General features: G+C 37.2%; 19 protein-coding genes and 1 tRNA gene. 11 read left to right on the top strand and 9 right to left on the bottom strand.

The annotated features are described in order from the left end of the window. Nucleotides 1-408: 408 nt before the first annotated feature. A tRNA-Arg gene (locus MY04_RS19180) sits at nt 409-481 on the bottom strand. 122 nt (nt 482-603) lie between these two features. Between MY04_RS19180 and MY04_RS19175 the strand changes: the two genes are divergently transcribed. From MY04_RS19175 to MY04_RS19150, 6 genes are all read left to right on the top strand, one after another. Beyond that, nucleotides 604-2,349, top strand: a complete 1,746-nt coding sequence (locus MY04_RS19175) for a DcaP family trimeric outer membrane transporter (protein ID WP_066212350.1) — start codon at nt 604-606, stop codon at nt 2,347-2,349. A 483-nt stretch (nt 2,350-2,832) separates the two neighbouring features. Next, nucleotides 2,833-4,686, top strand: a complete 1,854-nt coding sequence (locus MY04_RS19170) for a DcaP family trimeric outer membrane transporter (protein ID WP_158297778.1) — start codon at nt 2,833-2,835, stop codon at nt 4,684-4,686. Between the two features lie 52 nt (nt 4,687-4,738). Then, nucleotides 4,739-6,448 carry a sensor histidine kinase gene (locus MY04_RS19165; RefSeq protein WP_066212347.1) on the top strand — a complete coding sequence of 570 codons (1,710 nt, stop codon included), beginning with the start codon at nt 4,739-4,741 and terminating at the stop codon, nt 6,446-6,448. A gap of 1 nt (nt 6,449) precedes the next feature. Beyond that, nucleotides 6,450-7,106 (top strand): response regulator, encoded by a 657-nt coding sequence (locus MY04_RS19160; RefSeq protein ID WP_066212345.1) that lies wholly within the window; start codon nt 6,450-6,452, stop codon nt 7,104-7,106. A gap of 130 nt (nt 7,107-7,236) precedes the next feature. Then, a complete protein-coding gene (locus tag MY04_RS19155) occupies nt 7,237-7,392 on the top strand; it encodes a hypothetical protein (RefSeq protein WP_158297777.1) in 156 nt (51 codons plus the stop codon). 164 nt (nt 7,393-7,556) lie between these two features. Then, nucleotides 7,557-9,083: an arylsulfatase gene (locus tag MY04_RS19150; protein WP_066212344.1), complete on the top strand. Its 1,527-nt coding sequence runs from the start codon at nt 7,557-7,559 to the stop codon at nt 9,081-9,083. 180 nt (nt 9,084-9,263) lie between these two features. Here the strand turns inward: MY04_RS19150 and MY04_RS19145 are convergent, their stop codons facing one another. Further along, nucleotides 9,264-9,647 carry an AAA family ATPase gene (locus MY04_RS19145; RefSeq protein ID WP_066212343.1) on the bottom strand — a complete coding sequence of 128 codons (384 nt, stop codon included), beginning with the start codon at nt 9,645-9,647 and terminating at the stop codon, nt 9,264-9,266. 100 nt (nt 9,648-9,747) lie between these two features. Between MY04_RS19145 and MY04_RS19140 the strand changes: the two genes are divergently transcribed. Then, nucleotides 9,748-10,005, top strand: a complete 258-nt coding sequence (locus MY04_RS19140) for a hypothetical protein (RefSeq protein WP_158297776.1) — start codon at nt 9,748-9,750, stop codon at nt 10,003-10,005. Between the two features lie 55 nt (nt 10,006-10,060). On the opposite strand, the gene pepT is transcribed toward MY04_RS19140, so the two are convergent. Beyond that, entirely contained in the window at nt 10,061-11,287 is a 1,227-nt protein-coding gene (gene pepT / locus MY04_RS19135; RefSeq protein ID WP_066212339.1) for a peptidase T, read from the bottom strand. Nucleotides 11,288-11,561: 274 nt separating this feature from the next. On the opposite strand from pepT, the gene fabG reads away from it, so the two are divergent. Next, nucleotides 11,562-12,308: a 3-oxoacyl-[acyl-carrier-protein] reductase gene (gene fabG / locus MY04_RS19130; RefSeq protein WP_066212337.1), complete on the top strand. Its 747-nt coding sequence runs from the start codon at nt 11,562-11,564 to the stop codon at nt 12,306-12,308. Between the two features lie 613 nt (nt 12,309-12,921). Here fabG and MY04_RS19125 read toward each other — a convergent pair. Together MY04_RS19125 and MY04_RS19120 are read right to left on the bottom strand one after the other, a co-directional pair. Then, nucleotides 12,922-14,130, bottom strand: coding sequence for a hypothetical protein (locus tag MY04_RS19125; protein WP_066212336.1), 1,209 nt, complete (start codon nt 14,128-14,130; stop codon nt 12,922-12,924). Nucleotides 14,131-14,215: 85 nt separating this feature from the next. After that, nucleotides 14,216-16,978: a TonB-dependent receptor gene (locus MY04_RS19120; protein ID WP_066212333.1), complete on the bottom strand. Its 2,763-nt coding sequence runs from the start codon at nt 16,976-16,978 to the stop codon at nt 14,216-14,218. A 238-nt stretch (nt 16,979-17,216) separates the two neighbouring features. Here MY04_RS19120 and MY04_RS19115 point away from each other — a divergent pair, with 238 nt between their 5' ends. The 3 genes from MY04_RS19115 (at nt 17,217) to priA (ending at nt 21,751) form a co-directional block, all read left to right on the top strand. Beyond that, entirely contained in the window at nt 17,217-17,987 is a 771-nt protein-coding gene (locus tag MY04_RS19115) for a peptidylprolyl isomerase (protein ID WP_066212332.1), read from the top strand. 577 nt (nt 17,988-18,564) lie between these two features. Further along, nucleotides 18,565-19,239, top strand: a complete 675-nt coding sequence (gene tsaB, locus MY04_RS19110) for a tRNA (adenosine(37)-N6)-threonylcarbamoyltransferase complex dimerization subunit type 1 TsaB (RefSeq protein WP_066212330.1) — start codon at nt 18,565-18,567, stop codon at nt 19,237-19,239. A 28-nt stretch (nt 19,240-19,267) separates the two neighbouring features. Beyond that, entirely contained in the window at nt 19,268-21,751 is a 2,484-nt protein-coding gene (gene priA, locus MY04_RS19105) for a replication restart helicase PriA (RefSeq protein WP_066212328.1), read from the top strand. Nucleotides 21,752-21,853: 102 nt separating this feature from the next. Here priA and MY04_RS19100 read toward each other — a convergent pair whose 3' ends face one another. From MY04_RS19100 to MY04_RS19085, 4 genes are all read right to left on the bottom strand, one after another. Beyond that, nucleotides 21,854-25,000 (bottom strand): M4 family metallopeptidase, encoded by a 3,147-nt coding sequence (locus MY04_RS19100; RefSeq protein ID WP_066212326.1) that lies wholly within the window; start codon nt 24,998-25,000, stop codon nt 21,854-21,856. Nucleotides 25,001-25,398: 398 nt separating this feature from the next. Further along, entirely contained in the window at nt 25,399-25,608 is a 210-nt protein-coding gene (locus tag MY04_RS28345) for a cysteine-rich CWC family protein (protein ID WP_066212324.1), read from the bottom strand. 174 nt (nt 25,609-25,782) lie between these two features. Further along, entirely contained in the window at nt 25,783-26,493 is a 711-nt protein-coding gene (locus MY04_RS19090) for a sulfite exporter TauE/SafE family protein (protein WP_066212322.1), read from the bottom strand. A 20-nt stretch (nt 26,494-26,513) separates the two neighbouring features. After that, complete coding sequence (locus MY04_RS19085; protein WP_066212320.1) at nt 26,514-26,954, bottom strand: FixH family protein; 441 nt, start codon at nt 26,952-26,954, stop codon at nt 26,514-26,516. Nucleotide 26,955: the final 1 nt, after the last annotated feature.

Genomic DNA, 26,955 nt, shown 5'->3' with positions numbered 1-26,955 from the left:
TGATCATCCAACCAATGAAAATAGAAATAATAGTGGAATAGGTGTCCCATACAAACTAATACTGATTTAGTTGGATAGGAAATAGCTTTTTTTTTAGTGAAAGAAAAAGTAGTATTTAATAAAATGTAAATGATGAGATCCTTGTAACAAGGGGTTCCACCCCTCTTTGAAGAAGATGAGTAAATGATAGGGTATGTAAAAGAACAAATTATTATGAAAACGAGAATTTTGTATGATTGCTTCGAGGGGCTTCACCTCCTCTCTTTGGATAAGGAAGGAATCTCCCCTTAGTTCCTTAGTTCCTTAGTTCCTTAGTTCCTTAGTTCCTTAGCTCAAAAAAAAGGTCATTAATTCAGTATCCTATTAATTATTAGTTATTACCTCTTACTTCTTCCTTTTAAAAAACAGTAGCCCCACCGGGAATCGAACCCAGATCTCAAGCGCCGGAAGCTTACGTACTAATCCGTTGTACTATGGAGCCATTTTTTAAGATTTTGCGAATATACCATTTGTAGCGCAATCTATCAACCTCAAAATTTTCTATTTAAGAATAATATGATGTATTTTTATTAAATCTTTCGTCTTCGAACTATAACTCTTTACATGACGTCTGCTTCAATAAAATACTTTTTCATTTTTTCACTCTTACTTTTTACTTCTTCGGTCTCCGCCCAATGGATGAATGCCGAAGTAAATAAAGATGTCTATTTACGTGATTATGCTGATCAAAACTCCAGAATTATCATGTCAATGGAAAAGGGGCGTCAGGTGTTGGCTTTACCTATTGGTGAAGAAACGTATATCCGAATTTGGGATTTTCAGACGGGCAAGAGAGGATACGCCTATCGCGGGTTCATCACCTTGCAAGATACTTTGATAAAGGCCGAGATTACTGAATTGTCGAATGCTGGAACGCTACATCGAGGAGGAACTACCCTACATATAGAAAACGAACATCCACAAAATATCAATGTGGAAATTGATCAGATTCCTTATCATCTTCAGCCTTATCAGGAAATTACTTTAAGAATTAAGAAAGGGAAACACGGACTGTGGATCAGTCGAGACGGTGCCTACCCTTTTTGGGGCAATATCGAATTAGCCGATTCTGCTGAGTATGTATTTAAAGTGGGTTCTGTTGATGAAACACTCACTGCTCACCTTACTCCAATTATCACCACTCAAGATACGGTTCGCATGGAATATCATCATGTAGATACCGTAAATGTCACTCCTAAAGTGAGGATTGATACAGCAAAAATTGTTGAAAATAAACACCCTCAGGATTTAGAAAGAGCCAAGTCGAAAGTAGGTCTTAGAGGCTTTGTTCAACTCAACGGAATATTTGATTTTAATGGACTGTCTGATGTCGATCGATTTATTCCTGTAGAAATCCCTGTTGGTGATATGAGAAACACTACCGATAGAGGTTTCTACCTGGGAGCCAGACAATCGAGAATCGGTTTTTCATCTCGAATAAAAGCCAAGACAGGCTACCTCAATCTATACGTAGAAGGTGATTTTGCTGGAGGGGAAACCAACCAAATGTTTTTCCGATTAAGGCAAGCGTACGCCGATTATGGCTACCTCACCGTCGGACAAACATGGTCTACTTTTTCCGACTTAGAAGCCACTCCACTTACGGTCGATCGAGAAGGACCCAACAGTTCCGTCCTCATCCGACAAGGGATGATTCGATACGAGAAAAAAGTGGGAGAAGGCGATAACGAATTTGCCGTTTCTGTAGAAACTCCCACCATAGGATTTTCAGACTCCGTTTACATCAGCGAACGACAACCTGTTCCTGATGTGATCTCAAGATATAAACTCACTTATAAAGATGGACACTTTCAGGTAGCTGGGTTGTTCAGAGTGTTATCCTACAACAATAACATGAACTCAATATCTCATAATGTCGGCTTTGGTCTCAACATTAGTGGCAAAAGAGAATTAGGTAGCGAAGATAACCTTCTCTACTTCCAAGGTATCTTTGGAAAAGGCATCAGCCGATATGTAAGAGGATTTAGAAATCACAATTATGATGCTTTCGAAAGTCCTAACGGAGATATCTTTATTCCTCAAACAGCCGGAGGATACCTCTCTCTAGAACATCATTGGTCAGAAAAATTATTTAGTAACATCACAGGGGGAATCACTTGGCTGCAAACTGCAGAGTGGCAACCCGAAGATAGTTATCAAGCAAGTTACTATGGATCGCTGAATAGCTACTGGTTTGCTTTCGACAGAATGCAACTCGGTGTTGGCTACATCTATGGAGTAAGGAGGAATAAGAATTTGGAACATGGGTATGCGTCGAGATTGCAGATGTATATACGATATGATATATAAGGGAAGAAGGAAGAAGTAATAGGTAATAACTAATAAGTTGCTGAGATAACGACCTGAGTTTAAAACTAAGGAACTAAGTAACTAAGAAACTAAGGGGAGATTACTTTATTAACTAAAGAGAGGTGGTGAAACCCCTCGAAGTAATCTCAAAAAGTTATCGTTCTCTTAAAAACCTTTTCTTTTCCATATCTCTCGGTTTTCTCATCTTCCACAGCGAGGGGTGAAACTCCTCGATACACGAACTATTAGCAGGTAGCAGGTAGCAGGTAGCAGGTAGCAGGTAGCAGGTAGCAGGTAGCAGGTAGCAAAGTTAACGCTCGTTTTTAAGTAATAACTAATGAAAATTATTCTTTTGAGTTATTTTCTTCAACCTTAAACTTGTTATTTCTCCGTCTTCAACGAGATGGCATTGGCCCCTCGCTACACGAAATGGAGTCGATCTACTCTTTAAACAGATCATTAGGTAAGCAGTAAAAACATAAAATGAATAAAAGTAGCAGAAATAGTATAAACCACGGTAAACCCGCAAGTTTTGATACTCCAAAGCATCAAAACCTGCTACCTACTACCTGCTACCTACTACCTAAAAAAAACCTGCTACCTTCTACCTTCTACCTACTACCTCTTTTCCTCCTCCTCCCCTTATTCTCTTCTGCCCAATGGATGCGTACCGACGTCGACCGTGTCACCTACCTTCGAAGTGGTGGCGATTACAATAGTCCGGTATTGATGAGGATTGAGCCTGGTCGGGATATTCTTACCCTGCCTTTGGACTCGACTTCTCTGTATGTTCGTGCTTGGGATTACCTTTCCGGGAAAAGAGGATATGTGGCCCGAAAAGATATTCAGATTGTAGATGTGTTGGTGAAAGGGGTGCTGACGGCCGATACGACTGACCATAACTCTATGAGAGATGAGGCGATTTTAAGGATAGAAAATGAAGCGAACCAATCCATTATGGTGGAGATCAATCAGCATGCGTATAATCTAAGAGCATATGAATCGATTAAACTGAATCTACAACCGGGGTCTCATGGATTTTGGACGACTCGAGATGGTGCTTTTCCATTTTGGGGCGAGTTAAGGTTACCAGCACATTCCGAAAATATTCTTCAGATAGATATTCAAGACAGTGTTATTATTGCTCAACTTGAACCGATCGTGCATCAAAGAGATACGGTGGTATTGGAGCAACATCATAATGAGGTCGTCAATTTAAAAGAGATTATTAAGGTCGATACCACAAAGATTGTTGAACAAGTCCATCCACAAGATATCGCTCAAGCATCCACATTCTTAGGGATACGTGGCTATGTTAAAATGAATACGTTGGTAGATTTTAACGGATTGACAGCCACAGGAGGTTTTGCTCCTTACAATATTCCCGTGGGTGAAAGAAATGATCAAGTGGGGTATCATATGGATGCTCGACAGTCGAGAATTGGCTGGTCGTCACGAATAGAAACTGAGGAAGGGTTTATCAGATTCTATGTAGAAAGTGATTTTGCTGGAGGCGGAACGGGGATCAACAATTTCCGTTTACGACATGCTTATGTGAGTTACGGATACCTAACGGTTGGTCAGACATGGACGACGTTTAACGACTTAGCCACTACTCCACTAACGGTAGATAATGAAGGACCAAGTAGTGGTTCATCCACAAGGCAAGGGTTAATCCGTTATGAAAAAAAGATTGCCAATACAGAAAATGAATTCGGTGTAAGTATAGAAACTCCCACACGGGCATTTACCGATTCTGTGTCGATCGACAGAAGACAGTTTATTCCTGATTTTGCTTGTCGTTATAAATTTGTCCGCGATAATTTGAGCTTACAATCGGCAGGTTTGCTTCGATTTATATCAAGTTATAATAGCGATGAGCAGGTGGTGACTGATGTGGGATTTGGAGCCATGCTCAGTATGTTGATCGATTTGGATATTAAAGAGACTCGAAATCATATTTACCTTCAAGCTATCGGAGGAAAAGGAATTACTCGATACATATCTGCTTTTTCTAATTATCAATTGGATGCTGTCCCTAACCCAAGTGGCGATCTTTTTATTCCTTATACCGTGGGTGGTTATTTAGCTTTAGAACACTATTTCAGAAAGAATATATTCGTCAATTTTGTAACAGGTTTCTCTTGGATAGACAATGCCGATTTCCAACCGGGAAGTACTTTCGAAAGAAGTTATTACACCAGTTTAAACTTATTTTGGTTTCCTTTCGATCGTATGAGGTTTGGCACAAGTATCGTTCATGGTGAGCGATTCAATAAAGATCAACAAAGAGGAGGTGCACAAAGATGGCAGATGTATATTCGTTACGATATCTAACCATTATCAAATTATTACGTATTAAATTGAGTAATACACAAAACGTATTTCCATGATAAAAGTACGCACTGCATTTACACTATTATTTGGAGTGATTATCGTCTCCCTAATAATTACTACCACGGTCTTTCTAAAGTTACTCGATAACAGAAAAGGCTTTGGCAGAATGCAGTTTACAAAACATGCGAAGCTACAACTGAGTCATCAAATAGCCGAAAAGAATAACGATCTCTCCTATTTGTTTTCTCAATACCTGCTCACCCAAGAAGCTGACTGGAAAAGTCAATATCAACAACTTAAAAATGAGCCTTCAGAAGCATTGGTCGATTACCAAAAGTATCACCTCAAAGATACGGTGTTCCGCTTAACTGAAAGTGAAATTCAACTGCTTCAACTTGCCCAAGAAAAAGATAATTTTTTGCGTCAGCTAGAGGCTGATGTATTCAAAGAAAAATCACCAACATCAGCTATAGAACGATTTTCTGATAATGAAGAGGAATATCAAATAGCTAGAAAACAACTCTTACAACATCTCGAAGATTTTGATGATCACATCGAAAATGAAAGCACTAACAAGTGGAATAAAAGTTCGGAAGAGGGCTATTTTTACTTCTATGTATCCCTTTCATTATTGCTGTCGATCCTTTTGTTCTCTTGTATATCATTTATCTTAATTCGAAAAAGAGTAAAGAGACAGGAACAATTAGACCTTCAACTTCAAGAAAATATTGAAGAGATAAAAGCAACCAAGAATGAGTTGGAAAAGAGCGATGAACGTTTTCAATTGGCCATAAAAGGAAGTAAGGCATTAATATGGGATTTTGATACTCAGCAGAAGAAAATCAAATGGTTTCCGAAGGGAAAGGATTTTCTTGACTATGATGCTGAGGAATTAGGAACTGATCTTCAATTCTTAAAAGACCATATCCATAAAGACGATGTATCCCTTTTTGAAAAGGAAATCAAAGAACATAAAGAAACGAGAAAACCCATTGCTTTTGATGCTCGATTCTATTCAAAAAATAAAGAACTTAGGTGGCTAAGGTGTCAAGGTCTGCCGGTATTTGATGAAAACACCAAAGCTTTGAATCGTATTGTGGGTACGTTTGTGGATATCACCGATGAATTAAAAGCGGAGGAAAAAATCGTGAATGCAGTACTAGAAACAGAGGACAAGGAAAGAAGTCGAATTGCTAGAGATATTCACGATAGCTTGCAACAAACAATGTCGACTGCCCTGCTTCATTTAGAAAAAGTGAGGCATCATCAACCGGAATTAAATACGGAAGAACATTTTCAGTTGGGGTATTCCCTTTTAAAAAAATCGATAAAGGAAAGTCGATCTTTGGCACATAATCTTATGCCGAAAGTCGTTGAAGAAAATGGCATCGTCCCTGCCCTTCAATCCTTAATTGCAGCAATGAAAGGATCTACGGATACTCAGATTTCATTTTTTGAAAACATCGGCGAAGAACGTTTAAAGCTGAGTTATGAAATTAGTATCTACCGGATTGTTCAAGAGAGTATCAATAATATGATGAAGCATTCGAAGGCATCAGAATGTACCCTACAACTTATGAAATATCCAGACCTTTTGGTGCTTACTATTGAAGACAATGGAGTTGGTTTTGATACTTCAAAAACGGATCAGTCGTTTGGAATCAATAGTTTAAAAACGCGTGCTTCGGCGATCGGTGCCTACCTACAAGTCTCTTCGAATTTGGGTAAAGGGACAGAAATTTTCTTAGAATTAGCATTATAATATGGAAACCACTATAAAAATACTTTTAGTCGATGATCATCAAATGGTAAGGGAGGGATTGAAGTCTTTTCTTGATCAGGAGCATTATCAAATTGTCGGTGAGGCCAATAACGGAACAGAGGCATTATCACTCTTATCAGATATAGAGGTAGACGTTTTGGTTACTGACATCACCATGCCTGAAATGGATGGTATCGACTTAACAAAAGAAGCTATTAAAAAATATCCTTCATTAAATGTATTGGCTTTAACCATGATGAACGAGGGACACAATATTAAAAAAATGTTGGCAGCGGGGGCGAAAGGATATGTGTTAAAAGATTGTACCCAAAATGATCTCCGAAAGGCCATCGAAAATGTGGCGAATGGTCAGACTTTCTTCTCAGATGAAGTGACGGAGACGATCATGCAGGGATTAACCGCTCAGCCTACTCTGAAGAAAAGAGTGGCAACAGAAATTCCGTTGACCAACAGAGAAACAGAAATCCTACATTTGATATGTAAAGAATATTCCAATACAGAAATAGCAGAGGCACTTTTTATCTCTGCAAGAACAGTGGAAACCCACAAGCGAAATCTATTGGAAAAAACGGGAGTAAAGAATATTGCTGGGTTGGTTTTATACGCCATCGAAAGGAAATTATTCGATGATTTATAAACTAAGGGATTCACGTATTTTTTGAAGGTCAGTGGTCCGCGTAGCTTAATGCAAAGAACATCCTTGATATTTGTAACATCACAAAAGGGGAATAAGTCCCTATTAGATTACTAACTTAAAATTTAAGAGGATGAAAACATTAAAGTCTACTGTAGTAATTGGATTCGCATTGCTACTATCGTTATTTACACTAGGATCGTGTGACAACAATAATCAAGAAGTTGGGCCAGAAGAAAAACCGGAACATCCAATTGTTAACCCAATACCTACTCCATTAGAACAATAACAAATTAGGGTAAAGAAATAAAGTCCTTGAGGCAGTTTGTCTTGAGGACTTTTTTTGTGCCATATAAAAACTACGTGATTCACGTAGATTCTCAAAATGCTGTTTTTACAGAGAATTTCATCGAGTGGAGCGTCTACATTTGTACATATCAAATAACACAAGAGATGAAAAAAATAACATACACCTTTTTATTATTGCTATTTGGTTTACACTGTTTCGGACAGAAAAAACCTAACATTATTATGATTATGACGGATGACGTCGCTCCACAAGATATCTCGATTTATCATCGAGGAATCGGAGCGGTGAATACTCCAAATATCGATCAAATTGGTAAAGATGGTATGATGCTGACCGATTATTACGCTCAACCAAGTTGTACCGCTGGTCGATCATCATTTTTAACTGGTCAATATCCTATTCGTACTGGTTTAACCTCGGTAGGTCAGCCCGGATCGAAGCTAGGCTTACAAGCAGAAGATGTAACGATTGCCGAATTACTAAAAGACAAAGGGTACAATACTGCTCATTTTGGGAAAAGTCATTTAGGCGATAGAAACGAACACCTTCCGACGGTCCATGGTTTCGACGAGTTCTTCGGGTTCCTTTATCATTTAAATATGATGGATATGCCGGAACAACCTGAATTCCCAAAGGACAAAAACTTTGTCGGTCGACCAAGAAATGTCATCTACAGTAAAGCCACTGATAAAGATGATCAAACTGTAGATCCTAGATGGGGAAAGGTAGGCAAACAAGTCATCGAGGATAGAGGCGAATTGGGTAAACTTCGTCAGGAAACATTTGATGATGAAGTGTTGGAAGCGTCTCAAAAATGGATGAAAGAGAAAAGTAAAAAAGATGAACCTTATTTCTTGTTTTTCAATCCTTCGAGGATGCATCAAGAAATCTATGTGTCTGAGAAGTGGAGAGGAAAAAGTGGGCACAGCACGTATGCTGACGGTTTACTTCACTTAGATTATCTAGTAGGCGAATTATTATCCACTTTAGAAAAAACAGGAGAAGCAGAGAATACCATCGTCATGTTTACTTCTGATAATGGTGTAAACTTATCGCATTGGCCGAGTGGTGGATCTGCTTCTTTTAGAGGTGAAAAAGGAACAACTTACGAAGGTGGTTTCAGAGTGCCAATGTTGGTAAGATGGCCTAAGCACATTCCTGCAGGAGAATATAGTGGTGAGTTATTCACAGCTGAAGACTGGTTACCAACATTAATGGCAGCAGTGGGAGACACTACTGTAAAAGAAGATTTACTTGATTGGACCATAGTAAATGATAAAGAATATAAAGTACATATCGATGGTTACAATCAATTAGGGATGCTCACTAAAGGGGAAAAATCGAGAAGAAGAGAGTTCTTCTATTATGCCGAAAATGAACTTCAGGCCATTCGTGTGGATCATTGGAAAATCTATTTAGCCATCAAAGATGAGTGGTTAAAAGAATCGGAAAAGCTGCCTGCAGGATTAATTTGCAACCTCAAACTAGATCCTTACGAAAGGTCTTTAGATACACCTGGTCACTTCTTATGGATGAAGGAAAAAACTTGGATTTTACCAACAATCGCAGCACCATTGATGAAGTTCGCTAAAAGTATGGAAGAATATCCTTCTAGACAAAAGGGAACGGGTCTTGGAGTTTCAGCAATTATGAATCAATTAAGTAAATAATTATCCGAAACCTGAATTTAACTATTATTCGTTTCAGTAAGATTTCTTTTTTATATCAAAGCAAACAGTATTGAGTTAGTAGTTCCGCTATAATTTTAATAAGTGTATTTTGATTTGAATAGTTATCAAAATAGAACTGGTTTTGTTTTGGCCGGATGCATTACGCATTCGGCTTTTTAATTATAACCTGACCTCAAACCTTCTCATCATATTCACCACTTTTTCATCGGGAACATTATGTACGGAAATACCGTCATGTCTGTTTTCTACAATCACCGAACTTACTTGATAATTATATTTTTCAGCTACTTTAAAATAAGGAATCATTTCCTCTTCGGTGGTAAAGGTATTGGAAACAATTACCAACTCCTGTCCTCTTCGAATACACATTTCGGCCATCTCCAAACAACTTTTGTGTGCATAATCTAATTTGCGGACATCAAACTCATATTCGCCTCTATCGTTTACCATAAAATCGTCTGCTTCGATGGAACCTCCTAACGATTGTGCTAGTGTTGTTTTACCTGAACCCGGTAACCCTCTCAATAATAGTAACCTACCCATAACTAAAAAATAACATAATATTTTTACTATTTAATAATATATCATTTAACTTTAAATACCAACCGAGTATTTATAATTTTCGTAACTATTACCTTATCAAATGATACACTTACAACACATTACATTCAACAAATTGAGCTTGGTGCAGAAAGCTGAGATCGTTCAATACTTTTCAGATTTTCTTAGTACGATCACTAGGCTAGGCAAGAAAATCGAATTGTACAATTACGACGGTACATACATTGAGGTTTTGTACAAAAACAATACATCTTACGATAACGAAATTGAGTCAATTATGGAATATGATCGTTTGCTTCCTTTTTGTCCGAAAATCGATTGGAAAAAGTATTTAAAATAAAAAGAGATTGCTACATTTCACTGCAACAATCTCCTTAATTATACTTTTTTCTTTACTATTTCTTAGCCACTAATTCCGCAATCTTAATGATTACATTTGTTGCTGCTTCCATAGTTGGTACCGGCACATATTCGTAACGAGCATGCATATTATGTCCACCTGCAAAGATATTTGGACAAGGTAACCCTTTAAATGATAATTGAGCGCCATCAGTACCCCCACGAATGGCTTTTACGTCTGGCTCAATATTTAATTCCTTCATCGCCTCTAAAGCGAAATCTACAATATGCATATTTGGAGCAACTTTCTCCTTCATATTGTAATACTGATCTACCAACTCTAATTTCACTCTATCTTCACCATATTCACTTTGGAAAGTTTTCACCAAAGATTCCATATGATCTTTTCTTGAAATAAATAAATTATGATCGTGATCACGGATAATATATTGTAATTTCGTTTCCTCTACAGACCCAGTCATAGTCAATAAGTGATAGAAACCTTCGTACTTTTCTGTTTGCTCTGGCGTTTCGCTTTGAGGGAATTTTGTGGCAAATTTCGCAGCAATATTCATAGAGTTCACCATTTTACCCTTAGCTGTACCAGGATGAACATTTTGTCCCTTGAAAGTCACCTCAGCATAAGCAGCGTTAAAGTTTTCGTACTCGAACTCTCCCATTGGACCTCCGTCCATAGTATACGCCCACTCAGCACCAAACTTTTCAACATCAAATAAGTTGGCACCTTTCCCCACTTCTTCGTCTGGAGTGAAGCCTACTTTAATGGTACCGTGCTTAATTTCAGGATGCTTAATCAGATAATCCATTGCTTCCATGATCTCAGCCACACCTGCTTTATCATCAGCTCCTAAAAGCGTAGTACCGTCTGTCGTGACGATCGTTTGTCCTTTATATTTCTTGATTTCAGGAAATTCCTCTGTCGTTAAAACGATGTTTTGTTCCTTATTTAAAACGATATCCTCACCATCATAATTTTCCCACACCTGAGGCTTCACATCTTTACCTGTTAGATCTGGAGTGGTATCCACATGGGCGATAAACCCAATAGTTGGAACTTCTTTATCGATATTAGAAGGAAGCGTAGCCATTACATAGCAGTTCTCGTCGATGCTGACATCCTGCATGCCCATCGCTTTTAATTCGTCTACTAGTAAGTTCGCTAAATCAAATTGTTTTTTTGTACTTGGTATTTGCTCAATGCCCGGAACAGATTCTGTATCGATTTTCACGTAACGTAAAAATCTATCCAATAGGTTTTCCATGAATGATATGTTATATATGTTTAATTGTCTTTTATGCTTATAAATGATCTTTCAAAGATACAATTATAAACTTTTAATGCTGATTTAGATAGTAATTGATATTCTCAAAAAGAGGATCTTACTCATTTAAAAGTTATTACTATAACTTGTTGACGATAAATAAGTAAAAAAAGTTTAATTAATTCGATGATAAATGTGAATAAAACTTGTGACTAGCATCTTTTTTGTAACTTGCAACCTGAAAAATTTTTTCAATAATTAGAAAACACACACCATGAAACTGCTGGAAGGCAAAAACGTATTGATCACAGGTGCGTCTAAAGGTATTGGACGTTCAATCGCAATTCGTTGCGCGGAGCATGGCGCAAATATAGGATTCACTTATCTTTCAAGTGTTGAAAAAGGAGAAGCACTAGTAGCTGAATTGGAAGCTTACGGTGTTAAAGCAAAAGGTTATCGTTCTGATGCATCGAACTTTGAAGCAGCAGAAAAACTTATCGCAGACTTTACAACTGACTTCGATTCACTAGACGGTTTAATCAACAATGCTGGTATTACTAAAGATACACTATTGATGAGAATGTCAGAAGAGCAATTCAACGATGTAATTCGTGTGAACTTGAACTCTGTATTCAACTTAACAAAAGCAGCTACTAGAACTTTCTTAAAGCAACGTAGCGGTTCTATCGTTAACATGAGTTCTGTAGTAGGTGTTCACGGTAACGCTGGACAAGCAAACTACGCAGCATCAAAAGCAGGTATATTAGGTTTCACTAAATCTGTCGCAAAAGAATTGGCAGCAAGAGGTGTTCGTTGTAACGCAGTTGCTCCAGGCTTTATCGAGACAGAAATGACTGAAACTCTAGATCAAAAAGTAAAAGACGTATGGTTAGCAGATATCCCAATGAAACGTGGTGGTAGACCTGAAGAGGTAGCTGATCTATGTATCTTCTTAATCTCAGATATGTCAACTTATATCACTGCTCAAACTCTTGAGATCCACGGTGGTATGAAGAGCTAGATTCAGGTAGCAGGTAGAAAATTGTAGTCTGCAAACTACTTAATAGATATTGGGCTTCTCATTTTTTATGAGGGGCCTTTTTTTGTTGTAGAGAGATTTTTATTGACAGATGAAGTAATGTTTGCAAAAAGATATTTTAAGTAATAAGTAATAGGTAATAACTAATAGGTTTTCTAATAGTTTGCTCCTCATTACGTTGTTTATGTTTTTCTTTTTAGGCAATTCTGTATACTACCTTATATCATTTAAGTAATTAGTCTTTTCACGAGGGGTTCCACCGCCTCGTTGGGGAAGATGGTCGCTTTTGGAGTATGGAAAAGAAAAGGCACTTCAAGAAACGATAACTTTTTGTCGTTAGTTCGAGGGGTTTCACCACCTCTCTTATGATATGAAAGTCATCCCTATTAGTTATTAATTATAAGTTATTAGTTAAAAACGAGCATAAACTCAGCAACTCCTACCTACTACCTGCTACCTGCTACCTGCTACCTGCTACCTAAAAATAAAAAACCCTAGGCAGATCAAACTACCTAGGGTACTCGCGATTTGGTGAGCGTGAGTTTTAGTATTAGCTCTGTTTTGGGAAGTGAGAGCTAATATTAATTTTTATTTTTTAGTTACAAGTTTCGCAATCGTCTACGTAAACTACTTCTTCGCCTACGTTTTCTACTGTGTATGCAGAAACTGTTAAGTTATTATCAAGAACGTTTTGAACAGTTACGTCGTTTACGATATCAAAACCTTTCTTAGCGTTGATTACTTTTACGTTTGTGAAGTGACCTTTAGCACCTTCACGAACTCTTAAAGCAGTAGTTTCGCCATCGATACCAGTAATAGTAATATTGCTTGCTCTTACTTCAGTATAAGGTTCAGCTGAGTTATTTCTTGAGTTGTTGTCAATTTCGAAACCTTTATCAAATGGTCTTGAAGCATCTTGAATTACCCAAAGGTTAGTCAATGTACCTCTGAAACCGTGTGCCCAGTCGAAAGAATCATCTTCACAACCTACAGAAACTAAATCAGTTCCGTTTACAGTACCACCGAACCACTCAAGCCCGTCATCAGTACCTTTGAACGCTTGTAAGTGTGATAATTCCGTTTCAGAACCCACTGCAGAGAAAGTAAATCCGTTGTGCTCAGACTCGTCATTGAATTTATAACCAGAGAACTCAACTCTTACATATTTTAGAACACCAGAATCATCGTTATCTACAGTACCACCGTACTTAACGCTAGAGTCGATTTCTGGAGAAGCTTCACCGTTACTGTCGCCGTTATTAATAGTTGCTCTACCATTTACAAGTAAACCACCCCATTGCTTAGGTTCTTTTACAACAGAAGTAAAAACAATCATATCTTCAGCAGTACCTTCAGCCATAATTTTAGCATCTTGAAGTACCATTAAATAAGAATCTGTAGTTTGTGCTTCTATAATTGTACCTGCAGCAATTGTTAACGTCTTATTTGCTGGAACCTTAATAGCACCAGAAATAGAAACATTACCCGACCAATTCAATTGGCTATCTGTTAATTCTCCAGCAGTTAATGTTAAATCGAAACCACCTGAAACAGAAGTACCTTCATAATCTAAGCCTTTTGCCCAAGCAGGGAAATTGCCAGCACCAACAGCAGCACCATTAGCTACAATCTTACCAGCAGCATAAGCTTCGTCTTCTAATCTTAAGTCACCGTCAGGATTTGTACCAGTAGAATCACCAGGGTTTAAATCTACGATTGGGCCAGTTGCCTCGTTTGAGTCACAAGATGTGAAATAAATTGAAGCTAAAATTGCTAAAGCTACTAGACGTAATTGCTTTTTCATGATTAATTGTTGTAATTTGTTTTTGAAAATTTGAATTTGAAGAGAGTGATCAGGATTTATTCTGATCGCTCTTTTCTTTTTTTACCTAAAAAGTATATTTAAATCCAATCTTAGCGTTCACCCCTTTCTTGTAAGTTTCAACTACACCTGTAGTGCCGTTTGTAAACTCTTGTTCTAAAGTGATGTCCGGGTTTAAGATGTTTTTAATAGTTAGATCAAGGCTAATTTTTTCTCCAATTCTGTTCTTGAAAACAAAATTTAAAGTTCCATAAGATCTTTCGTAGATATCACCAGCTCCTTGAGAACCTGCAGCTACAATTCTGTCGCCGAAAGTATTGTAAGTTACTGTGAATATTGATTGTACATTTGGTGAGAATAAGTTGGCTTCGTGAGAAACGTTAGCGTTTACCATATAAGGTGATGCTCCAAACATTGCTCTTTTCTCGTTAGTAAACATTCCTTCAGAACCTGATAAGTCTGTTTGGGAAGCTAATAATGTTGCATTCAATCCAACATTTGATCTGCTTAACCAATTACCACCTGATTGGAAGATATTACCTAAGTTTTTGTTGATTTCCATCTCCACACCGGCTACTTGAGAAACTCCTGCATTCACATAAGAGAATTCTGTAATTGCTGATGCTCTTGTCACTAACTCGATTGTATTATCAATTTGCTTAGCGAAAACACCTACCGAGAATAATTCACCTGCGTTAGGGAAGATTTCGTATTTCAAATCTAAGTTATATACTTCCGAGTTCTCCAAGTCTGGGTTACCTACGATTTTCTGTCCGTTAGCGAATGTGAAACGGAATGGAATCAATTCCGACATCATAGGTCTAATTAATGTCTTTGAAGCGGCGAATCTGATGTTCGACTTTTCGTTTAACGAGTATTTCAAGCTTAATGAAGGCAATACGTTTTCTGAGTTTTTCTCATTCACAATATCAGCTACATTAGGATCTGTAGTATTCTCAGGCTTGTAAGTTACTTGTTGACGACCAATTTCGTAACGAACACCAATGTTTGCTTTGAACTTGTTTGGAATGATATCTACACCATAATCACCATAGAAAGCATTCACACCCATCTGAGCATTGAATTTTGTATCGTATCTAACGATAGGATCATACGATAACACTCCGTCAGCAAAGTTCTGATCAAGATCTGGTTGAGGATTGTCGATATCAATTCTTGGTCTTGGACCTGATACTACTAATGATGACATCCACCATTCAAAATCTCTATCTTTATTGAACCCGTTGTAACCTACTGAAACGTTATGTCTGAAGTTACCATTTTCATCTGCATTACCTAATCCGTACTGCAAACCAATTCTTGATGATAACGTTTGCTCACTCATATCACTCCAGAATCTATGTGAATCATCTGGTGAGTTTGTAAAGATTTGACCTGTGAATTTTCCGTCAGTATAGTCAATTTCATCATATGTAATCTGACGTCTATCTGGCTCTTGGCTGCGTGACATTGAGATACCTGCACCCCAAGTTAATTTCAATCTGTCATCCTCCATAAATTTATGATCACCTACTAATTGGTGAATATTCACAGTGTTCTGACGGTATGTATTTCTTTCTTTAAATACTGGTGCTTCTCTATTGTTTTTCTCCTCGTGCTTACCTTGAAGATCTAACACTGAGTTTTCAGATTCATTGATTAAGATGTTGTTGAATGAGATCGTGTTTTTATCGTTGATCTTATAGAAAGCGTTACCCATTAAAGTAGTATTTGTACTGTAGATATACTCTTTAGAAGCATAACTGTTAATTGTTGTTCCTTGTGCTCTGTAAGTGTTTTTCACACCTTCTTCGATTCTGTAATCGTTAGAGAATGAAGCTGCAGCAATGAAACCAAATTGAGATTCTGATCCAACATCATAAAGATTACCTCCTGAGATTTTACCGTTAAGGTTTGGACCTGCAGTAATATATGATGGAGAGAAAGAGTTTGCATAAGAATCAGGCACTTCTCTGTTTCTCATTTCGTCTGGCAAAGTTCTACCATTTCCTGTGAAACCGAAGAACTCAGCATCACCATCTTGGAAAGTTTTGAAGTTGCTACCTGTAGCAATTGAGTTGACACCAGTAGATAAACCTACATTAAAGAATCCTTCTTCAGGATAATCTTTCGTTACAATATCAACAGTTGCACCTGCGAAATCACCATATAAAGAAGGTGAAAATGTTTTGTTGATATCAATATTTCTTACTAGATCTGAAGAAAACAGACCTAAATCGATTACTTTTTTGTTTGGATCTGTAGATGGAACTACTAAACCGTTTACAAAGGCGTTGTTATATCTATCACCAAGACCCCTAACGAATAGACCTTGACCTTCTACCTTTGTTACACCTGTAATGTTTGCCACTGCATCTTCCGCATCAGAAATACCTTTTACCGACATTTCTTCAGCACCAATTGCTTGGATCATTACATCTGCTTTTTGTCTTTCTACCATTAATGCTCCAGCAGATTCTGTGTTGGCCTTACCAACAATCTCTACTGCTTCTAATTCTTGAGCATCAATTGCAAGAGTTAAGTTTAATACAGTTTCTTGTCCCTCAACAACTGTAATTTCTTGCGTTGTTTTTTTGTATCCAATGAACGATGCAATGACATTGTACGTTCCTGCAGGAGCAGTAAATTGGAAATTACCAAATACATCTGAAGATGCACCTGTTGTTGTTCCTTCTAGAGAAACACTTGCCCCGATAACCTCTTCACCGGTATCGGCATCTTTTACAGTACCTTTTACGATTCCCTTTTGCGCAAAAGTAGCTGCAGTAGTTAATAAGATGATAGCGAACGAAATAAGATATTTGTTCATTGTTAAATTAAATTCAATACTAAAACGTGTTACCAAATCACAGGTGCAAATGTATAGGGCGTTTGTTTTGTATTAATATCGAAATCTTAAACTATCTGTTAATTAAATTACCTTTAAAATTAACTCAATGTTACATGATTTGTGAAAATGTGTTATAAACAAAGATTAAAAAGGTATCAGATTGTATTTTTTTAGCGATTCCGTAGTTTTGAGTAAAGATTTTAAACAAATAACTCCAATGTTAAGAAAAAGCCAACTTCAAATTTTACTACTACTTCTTGGAATTTTCATTTTAGGATGTGAATCGAAAAAAAGCGACAAATTTCAGGAACAAGAGTACGTAAAGAAAAAGGTAGTGAAGCGAACGATGCCTGAACTCAACGATGAAAATGCCATGGAAGAGCTCACTTGGTACGGTCAAGAAAACCAAGATTCCATCGTTTTATTATCCACTCGTTTAGGTGATATCAAAATCAAACTATATAAAGACACTTGGAGACATCGCTCTTCTTTTATCATGTTAACCAAAAGAGGCTACTTTAATAACTCCGAGTTTTACAGAGTCGTCCCTCAATTTATCGCCCAAGGCGGAGATACTGATGATCCAAAATTCAGAAAGAAAAAGAGATCATTCGGCAAATACCATTTACCCAACGAAATCTATCCTCAGAAACACATCCATAAAAGAGGTGCAGTTGCTGCGGCTAGAGAATACGATAATAACCCAAAAAGAGAATCAACTCCATTCGACTTCTTCATCGTTCAAGGATATCCTGTCACCGACAATGAATTGGCTGCCTCTGAACAAGAAAACGGAGTGAAGTACAATGCCCAACAAAGAAGAATCTATAAAAAAATTGGTGGCACCCCTCACTTAGATGGCATGCACACCGTATTTGGAGAAGTAATAGAAGGAATGGACGTAGTAGATAAGATCTGTGCGGAGAAAACGGAAGGGGAATGGCCGTTGGATATTGTGACTATACAAGCGAAAACAGTGGAGGAATAGGTAGCAGGTAGCAGGTAGCAAAATTAACGCTCGTTTTAAGTAAGAGGTAAAAGGGAAAAGGTAAAACTGGCGCAAATGTTAAGCGATAGCGACATTTGTGCCCATAAACGTTAGAGGTCTCCCGACCTCGTTTTTTAGAGAAATATGCTATTTTGATGAGAGAGGTGGTGAAACCCCTCTATTTTAAAACGCAACAATATCGTTTTCTAATAAACCTTTTCATTTGCATACCCTAAAATTTACTCATTCTCCAAAACGAGGCGGTGCAACCCCTCGTTATGCGAACTATTAGAGAGAAGTTAGGAACTAGGAGTTAGGAGTTACTAAATTTACGCTCCTCATCACGATAAAATTAGTTCGAAACCTAGTGTAAAATTTAGAAATGAAAGTATTTATTATAATGATCGCTCTTCACTCTTCACTAATCACTATTCACTCTTCCTGCGGCAGCTGGAAGTAAAATATTTCTTAACCTATAGCCCCCTTATTAAATAGTATTTTTAATTTTACATTAGAGTGATGTATTCGCTCTTTTGTTTAATCAAGAACTTTATTGTTCTTTTTGATATTGAACTCCATGATTTTAAGTATAGATACTTCTACCACTGTTTGTTCGGTGGCATTACATACATTAGAAGGGGAACTGACCTCTTACTACGAACAACATATTGATAAATCACACTCAGAATATCTGGCAGTGATGATCAAGAACTTGGTAGAGAATGCCAACTTGAAGATGAGCGACCTTAAAGGAGTGGCTGTTTCCGAAGGTCCGGGTTCTTATACAGGATTGAGAATTGGGGCGTCAACAGCAAAAGGTATTTGTTATACTTTGGATATTCCTTTAATGGGGATTAGTACTTTGGAGTCGATGGCACTTCAGGTGAGCGAATATGCTGAAGAAGGTGATATGATCTGCCCAATGTTGGATGCCCGAAGAATGGAAGTGTATACTGCTTTATATACTAAAGGTATGGAGGAGTTACTTTCGCCTCAACCAAAAATTATGGACGAAGAAAGTTTCAATGATGTGGAAGGTAGATTGGTCTATTTTGGTAATGGTGCTGAAAAATGTCTTCCTTTATTAGAAAACAGAAGTTCTAAGCTAATTAAAGGTATTGTTCCTTCAGCCAAATATATTGGCGAGTTGGCATTAGAAGAATATAAAAAAGAAGCTTTTAAAGATGTAGCTTATTGGGAGCCTGAATACTTGAAAGAATTCCAAGCAACTACTCCGAGAAAACGACTGTAGTTTTTATTCATCCGTTTATAATGCTTCTATGAAATTTGCCGAGGTCTTATTACCTGTACCTATTCCAAAAAGTTTTTGCTATGCTATTCCACCTCAATTAGATCTTGAATTGGTGGTGGGACATCGTGTGCTTGTAGAATTTGGAAATAGAAAAATGTACACGGGTATTGTCTCGGAGATTCATCAAAAAGTAACAGAGAAATACGATCCTAAACCTATACTAGAAGTTTTGGAGGTAGAACCAAGTGTCCTGCCTTCTCAAATAAAACTTTGGCAATGGGTGGCCGACTATTATATGTGTTCTATCGGCGAAGTCCTCAATGTAGCACTCCCGTCAGGACTTAAACTGAGTAGCCAGTCATTTTTACAGATCCATCCTCATTTTGTCATTGAAGAAAATCTTGAGCGTTTGAACGATCGAGAATTTACTTTGATGAGCTATTTAGAGAAAGAACAAACCATTCCTTACACCCAAGTGGGTGAAATTTTGGAAATCAAAAGTCCTTATAAAACTATCAAGAATTTGATAGAAATGGAGGCCATTCTCTTGATAGAAAAAATTAAGGAAAAGTATAAACCTAAAATGGAAAAGAGGTTGAGGTTGGTGCAATATTATGCTGAACAACCTCATCTCGTTGACAAGCTTTTCGAACATCTAGCCAAAAAAACAAAACAAGAAGATGCACTGCTAAAGTACCTTTCTTTGGTGCCTATTCATGATGATCACCTTTTGAATTTTCATGGTGTAAACAAAAGAGAGTTTCTTCATGCTGGTCGTCCCCTTTCCCCTAGTTCGGTGGGAACAATGACCAAAAATGGCATATTTGAAGAGTTCGAAAGACAAGTCCCCCGATTTGAATTATCCGCAGCTGATAAAGTTCAACCTACCCCTGTCTTGTCACCTGCCCAACAGGAATGTTTAGAAAAAACGATTCAGGGACTGAATGATAAAAATGTCTGTTTGCTACATGGAATTACCGGAAGTGGAAAAACAGAAATTTATCTTCAGTTAATCAAAAGTGTAATTGATAACGGTGAGCAAGCTTTATTCTTGATACCAGAAATTGCACTAACTAGTCAGTTGGTAAGACGGTTGAAAGTCTATTTCGGTGACGTCTTAGGGATCTATCACTCCAAATTTTCTGATAATGAAAGAGTAGAAACGTGGAAAGGCGTACAAGAAGATCAATTCCAAGTAGTTGTTGGTACGAGATCATCACTATTCTTACCCTTCACAGATCTTTCTTTAATTATTGTCGATGAAGAGCACGATAGTTCATACAAAGCACACGACCCTGCCCCACGTTATCAGGGTAGAGATTTGGCTTTGGTTTTGGCTCATATGCATCATGCAAAAGTAGTTTTGGGATCAGCTACTCCTTCTTTGGAATCCTATTATTTGGCGGCTAAGAAAAAGTATGCTTATGCAGGGCTTCATGAACGTTTTGGAGATGCTCAATTGCCAGAAATCAAAATCATAGATATAAAAGAGAAGCGGAAACAGAAGAAAATGATGGACGATTTTTCTGATGATCTGCTTCATGAACTCAATAATAATACAGAACAAGGCTATCAATCTATCTTATTCCAAAATAGAAGAGGTTATTCCCCTTACGTAACATGTGATGTATGTAATTGGGTGCCTTCTTGTCCAAGCTGTAATGTAAAACTCACTTATCATATTTATAGAAATGAGCTGAGATGCCATTATTGTGGACATAAAGAACACGTTCCTCATACTTGTGTTTCTTGTGGTTCTACCAATATGAAGACGGTAGGATTGGGAACTCAGAAAATTGAGGAAGGATTAAAAACGCATTTAACTGATATTCGTGTGGGGCGTTTAGACCTGGATACCACGAGAAGAAAACATAGCTACGAACAAATACTCACTGATTTCGAAGAAGGGCACATTGATGTACTGGTAGGTACTCAGATGGTGACCAAAGGATTAGACTTTGGTAATGTACGATTAGTTGGTATCATTGATGCCGATACTATGTTATATTATCCCGATTTTAGAGCTCATGAAAGAGCCTTTCAATTACTAACACAGGTAAGTGGAAGAGCAGGTCGTAGAGGAGAAACCGGTACTGTTATCTTACAAACACATCAACCTAAAGAAACACTTTTTGCTAAAGTCGCTCGAAACGATTACCGCAATTTCTTTAGAAAAGAAATTAAGGATAGGGAACAATACCATTACCCTCCTTACACGAGATTAATCAAATTAACTGTTCGAAGTGAGAAGCAAGATTTAACCAATCAAGCGTCCGAAAAATTAGCTCGACTATTGGTCAATTGGTTAGGACAAAAACGTATCTTAGGACCTCAAGAACCGGGTATCAATAAAATTAGAAATTACTTCCTCTCAGAAATTTTGATCAAGTTGGAGAGAGAAGGAATCGACTTAAAAAAGGCAAAAGGACTTATCCAAAAAGCCATTCTTCAGCAAAAAGAAGAAAAGGCATTTAGTAGAGTTTGGGTGAGTATTGATGTAGATCCTCAATAAAAATAAAAGCTGCCCCAAAATTCAGGACAGCTTTGCTATTATTTGATTGTCTATCTAATTCTAATTGCTAGATGTTTTTGAGCTCAAAGAACTCTGATTTAATCACTCTACAATAAACTTCTTGGTCTGAGACTCTAATTCATTGTTGATTTTAATTAAATACAATCCTTTTTTAAGTTGATCAATTGGAAGAACAGTCTTCGATTGATCTACCGGAATTGAAAGGATATTTTGTCCATTGATACTATAAATATTCATTACCCCATTACCTACAAATGTCTTGGCATCAATATTTATCAGAGTACTTGATGGATTTGGATAGATACTAAAATCCCTTGATAAGATATCATTGTCTAATGGCATTGCAGATATCAACTCTCTACCATAAGAAACTAAAGGAGCATTTATACTTGGAGAAGAAGTGATATTCACTAAATAATCTTCCACTTCACCGTAAGTAAATGTTTCACAAGGTGTAGATACGGATCCATACTTCATCGAGACTCTCATTCGGGTAGTTCCTAAAGAAGCTGTAGCAGGAATCGTTTGGGTCGATGTTAAAGTACCCGCACTACTTGATGATCCTTGCACAAAAAGTTCGTTAGCATCTTCGAAATCACCATCTCTGTTATAGTCAATCCAAATTGACCAATACACGGTGTAAAGAGTATTATTATATCCAGCACTAAACGTGATGGTCTCACTTGCTCCTCTTGTAATTGTACCTGCAGAAAGATTGGTGTAATCACCATATCCTCCATCTTTTGAAGTAGAATTATTTAATCCTCCTACATTTACATTATCAATCCAGAAGTAAAAATCGTTGCTACCTGTAGACGAACAATATGATGTTGGAACGCCTCCTCCTGATGATAAAGTAGTAAAGGAAACGATTGAAGAAAAGGCGGATGAACCAGATGAACAGTTGGATGCCACCTGAAGATCATAAGACGTATTTTCCGTTAAACCAGTAAAAGACGCACTTGGATTGGTAGCCGTATAATCGCTCCAAGTTCCTCCACTTTCTCTTAATCTTATTGTAAAATCGTTGACTGCGGAAACATTATTCCAAGAAACGTCCACAGTTGAAGCTGTAATATTACTTACTGATAATCCTGTTGGTACATCACATACTTGAGGAGTTCCGCTATTTGAGATAATTACTTCATAATCCTCAACTTCGCCATAACTAAAGGTTTCACAGACAGTTTGAGCTCCATTATACTTCATAGACACTCTCATCTTAGTGGTAACATCACCTACTGTGGATGGAACTGTAATGCTTCCTGTTTGAGTAGCTTGACTTAAACCGCCCGCATCAAAAGCTAACTCGTTGGCATCGTCAAAATCTCCATCACCGTTATAATCAATCCATATTTTCCAATATTCATTATAAGCTGTATTAGAAAAACCAGGTGATAATGAAACATTGTAGGTACTTCCCGCAGACATTGTTACAGATTTAGAAGAAGAAAAATCATTATACCCTCCATTGGTTCCTGTAGTGTTTATCATATCACCAACAGTAACATTGGCAATCCATTCATATGAGGCATCCGATCCTGCAGAAGAACAATAAGAAATCGTACCAAATTCACTTCCAACGCCAACAGCATACCATGCATTCGTTGTTTGCACTACTTCGTTAGAACCTGCTCCGTATAAATCTATAGCCGATTGAATAGAAAACGTTCTTGCATCAGCAAAAGTAGATGTTGAGGTTAAATAAACCGCCTCTGTACGATAGGCAATTTTAGCCGATTTTTCTATACCTATTGCTGAAACTGAGTAACTGCTTCCGATATCATTTGTACCATTTTTCCCAACTGTAAGAATATAAAACCAATGGTTTAATACGCCACTATTGGTATGTACTCCACAGTAATCATTATTTCTGGTAGGTGTTCCGCAGTTGGGATTTTGCCAATAAGAACCTCCATAAGTATCGGGTTGATTCTCAGAATTTGGATCACTCATCGAACGTAGTGCCTGACTCGTAGATCTTCTTTCAATATCCTCTCCGATTAACCAAATATCTTTTTCTGGAGCAGCAAAAGCTTCAACACAAGCGGCCCAAATATCAGAAAACCCTTCATTTAAAGCTCCAGATTCTCTTTGATAAACAAGATTGGCCGTTGTTTCACAGATAGCGTGTCCTATTTCATGAGCTGCAACGTCTAAAGAAGTCAATGCATCGAAATAAGTATCACTACCATCTCCATAAGTCATTACAGATCCATTCCAGAATGCATTATCATAGGCATTATCAAAATGAACGTAACTTTTAATTTTAGCTCCGTTTCCATCCCAACTATCTCTGTTGTGTTCTGAAATAAAATAATCGTAAGTCATTTGTGCCCCCCAATGTGCATCAAATGCTGCATTATCTTTTTGAGCATTATTCCACTCTCCAGAAGTCCAATTATTATCACTGTCTACAAAATCTACAGCAGAGTTGTAGTTGGTACCAGTATTCATATCATACGTTTCAATACCACTGCCCCTAGTATAATCACGTAAACGATAACTACCGTTATAAGAATCTGTCTTCGAACTTTTTGAACCTGAATAGCGAGTCGCCAAAGTTCCATTCGCTTCTGCATGTTTTATAATCGGGTTGATATGAACCACTTTACCCGTAATAGCATCAATGTAAATAAAAGATCTACTAAGTGGTTGTTCAGCATAGATATCAAACTTATACGCCAATACAGGTTTCATTTTAAGTTCACGTTCTGTGGCTTCGTAATTTGGAACGATCACTAACTCTGCATTCGGATAGAATGTCGTTTGTTTTCCATTTGACATTTTTGAAGCCATTTCTTCTTGATTTGCAAGTTGCCACATATACTTTGATGCACCAACATGTTTTACGGCAAGACTCAAGGCTTCTTCTTCAGATATACTTGCTTCTACCGAAGGCATATCAATTTGTTTTACATAGTGAACAATTGAAAGAGGAGTTGTTCCCTTGAAGTTTAAGGTGTAACCTCCGTATTCAACTTTCACATTTTGATAATACTCTTGAAAACGACGATGGCTAATTCCAAGGTCGTCAACTTTGGTATCAATTTGTTTAAAAACAACGGGAGATGTCAATTGTAGTTGTTGTCGTAATACGCTTTCAGTTTGTTGAAGAGAGATGTTTTTTCTTTGATTTGAATTGTCTTCAAAATTAATGAATTCTTGAGCATAGGAATTCATTATGGTGATCCCCATCAGGATCAGCATCAGTAATTGCTTTTTCATTATTTATTTAAGTCAGTTATTGAATTGGTCTCACAATGTGAGCAATTTAAGGTTCTAGCAATCAAATAGAATGTCGTATAATAGCATTACAAAGATATCGAAGAAAATTTCACTTATACAAGTTTATAATAACATGCCAAATAGTCGCAAACAGCTATATCTTTATATAATCCAACTTTAAGATTATGCAATAGTTCAGAAAAATGTAAGGAATTTTGTTGAAACAAATGGGGGAATTTATAATGTTAATTTCACTTTAAGTACATTGTTATGTACAATTAAGACATCATAATCTTTTAAATGTAACTATAGATTGTGCAATGATTTTTTTTCAAAAAAATAAAGTCACAAGATACTGAATCCGTGACTTTTGTAGATATATAAAGTTTCGATGTTAATTACTTACTAAATACTTCTTCTTTCCTGTATTGGATTTGAAGTTCCAACATGCATGATGCACAAAGGCAATCATCATATTCTTTTCTCATTCTCTGAGTTTCCTCATAGGTCATTTTTACCTCGTAGCATTGACATTGAGTGATGTTCCCGACTTTACATTCAAAATCTTTTTTACAACGCTGGCAAGTTTTGATTTCGTGTGAAGGCATTTTCGTCTAATTTAAATTGAAAAACAGGTTCTCGATAAATTGTTGTGTCAATAAAATGCAGGTGTCAATTGTTTCTTAAATATACGATATTATCTATACATTTCTGTTAAGTCTCCTAACAAGATTATACAAAACAAGATAATTTGGTATCCTTTATCAATTGTTACAAATAGATTAATGACACTTCATTTCTACCTGTTCCATTGGCTTTTCGGCCAACTCTTTAGAAGATTCATGAATGTTATAAGCACGCATCATCAACAATGCACCCATCGCTAAAAAAAGAACAGGATATATCTTCTTCACTTTGGACCTTACTTTAGCTTCTAAAAACTGACCAGCTACAGCCACGCCAAACATCATAGGAATTGTACCCATTCCGAATGCAATCATGTAACTCATCCCTTCAAAGGCATTTCCTGTAGATAATGCAGCAATCATTGCCATGTACACCAACCCACATGGTAAAAAGCCATTCAATACACCTATGGTAAAGAAGTTATACCATTTAGCGTCCCTCATAAATTTACCTAGCTGCTTTCTAATCCATTGGAACCAACCACCCAAGAAAGGCACCATGTTTAGCAACTTATCTGGATTGATGGTAAAAATTCCAAAGGCAATCATCATAACAGCTAAAAATACTGTTAGATATACCTGATACCCTACCAACCAAGATAAACCATGGCCAATAAGACCCGCAATTGCTCCTAAAAAGCCATAGGTTATTGCCCTACCTAAATTGTAAAGAAGTCTGTCTAAGAAAAGTTTTGGTCCGCTTGTTTGACCTCCTTGAATCGCTAACGCAATAGGACCGCACATACCTAAACAGTGGAAACTGCCTGCAAAGCCTAGTCCTAATGCCGTTAAATATAACTCGTTCATATCCTATATATTAATTGATCTTAAATGACCAAAGACTTTTCATATAGGTAGTCTACACCTTTAGAAGTGAAGGTTAATTTGATGATCCAACGTCCTTTCACCATGCGGCTTGCATCAATAGCTTGTGCATTGGCCTCGTTTAATTCTAGTGGTGCATTAAAGTCTAAACGACTATCTGATGGACGAAAGAAACGAATGTTCCCTTCTATATCTTGAATATCCTGTGGTAAAATGAAATCGATATTACCATCTGCCTTATTTAATGTGATGATCGGTTCAGCAGACAACAACTTGATATTGTCTTTTTGTCGTTGCTGTACCTCATACAATTGTTCCTCGGCATAATATTGTTTGGAAACCATATTTACCGGTACTTGAAACATTTTGATGACCATTGAAATAATAAATACACCAAAAATAACAAATACTACTACAACACTTTTCCCCCAATGTACTTTCATC

It is taken from the genome of Flammeovirga sp. MY04, assembly GCF_001682195.2.
Classification (GTDB): domain Bacteria; phylum Bacteroidota; class Bacteroidia; order Cytophagales; family Flammeovirgaceae; genus Flammeovirga; species Flammeovirga yaeyamensis.
This window is presented reverse-complemented; position numbering and strand designations above follow the sequence as displayed.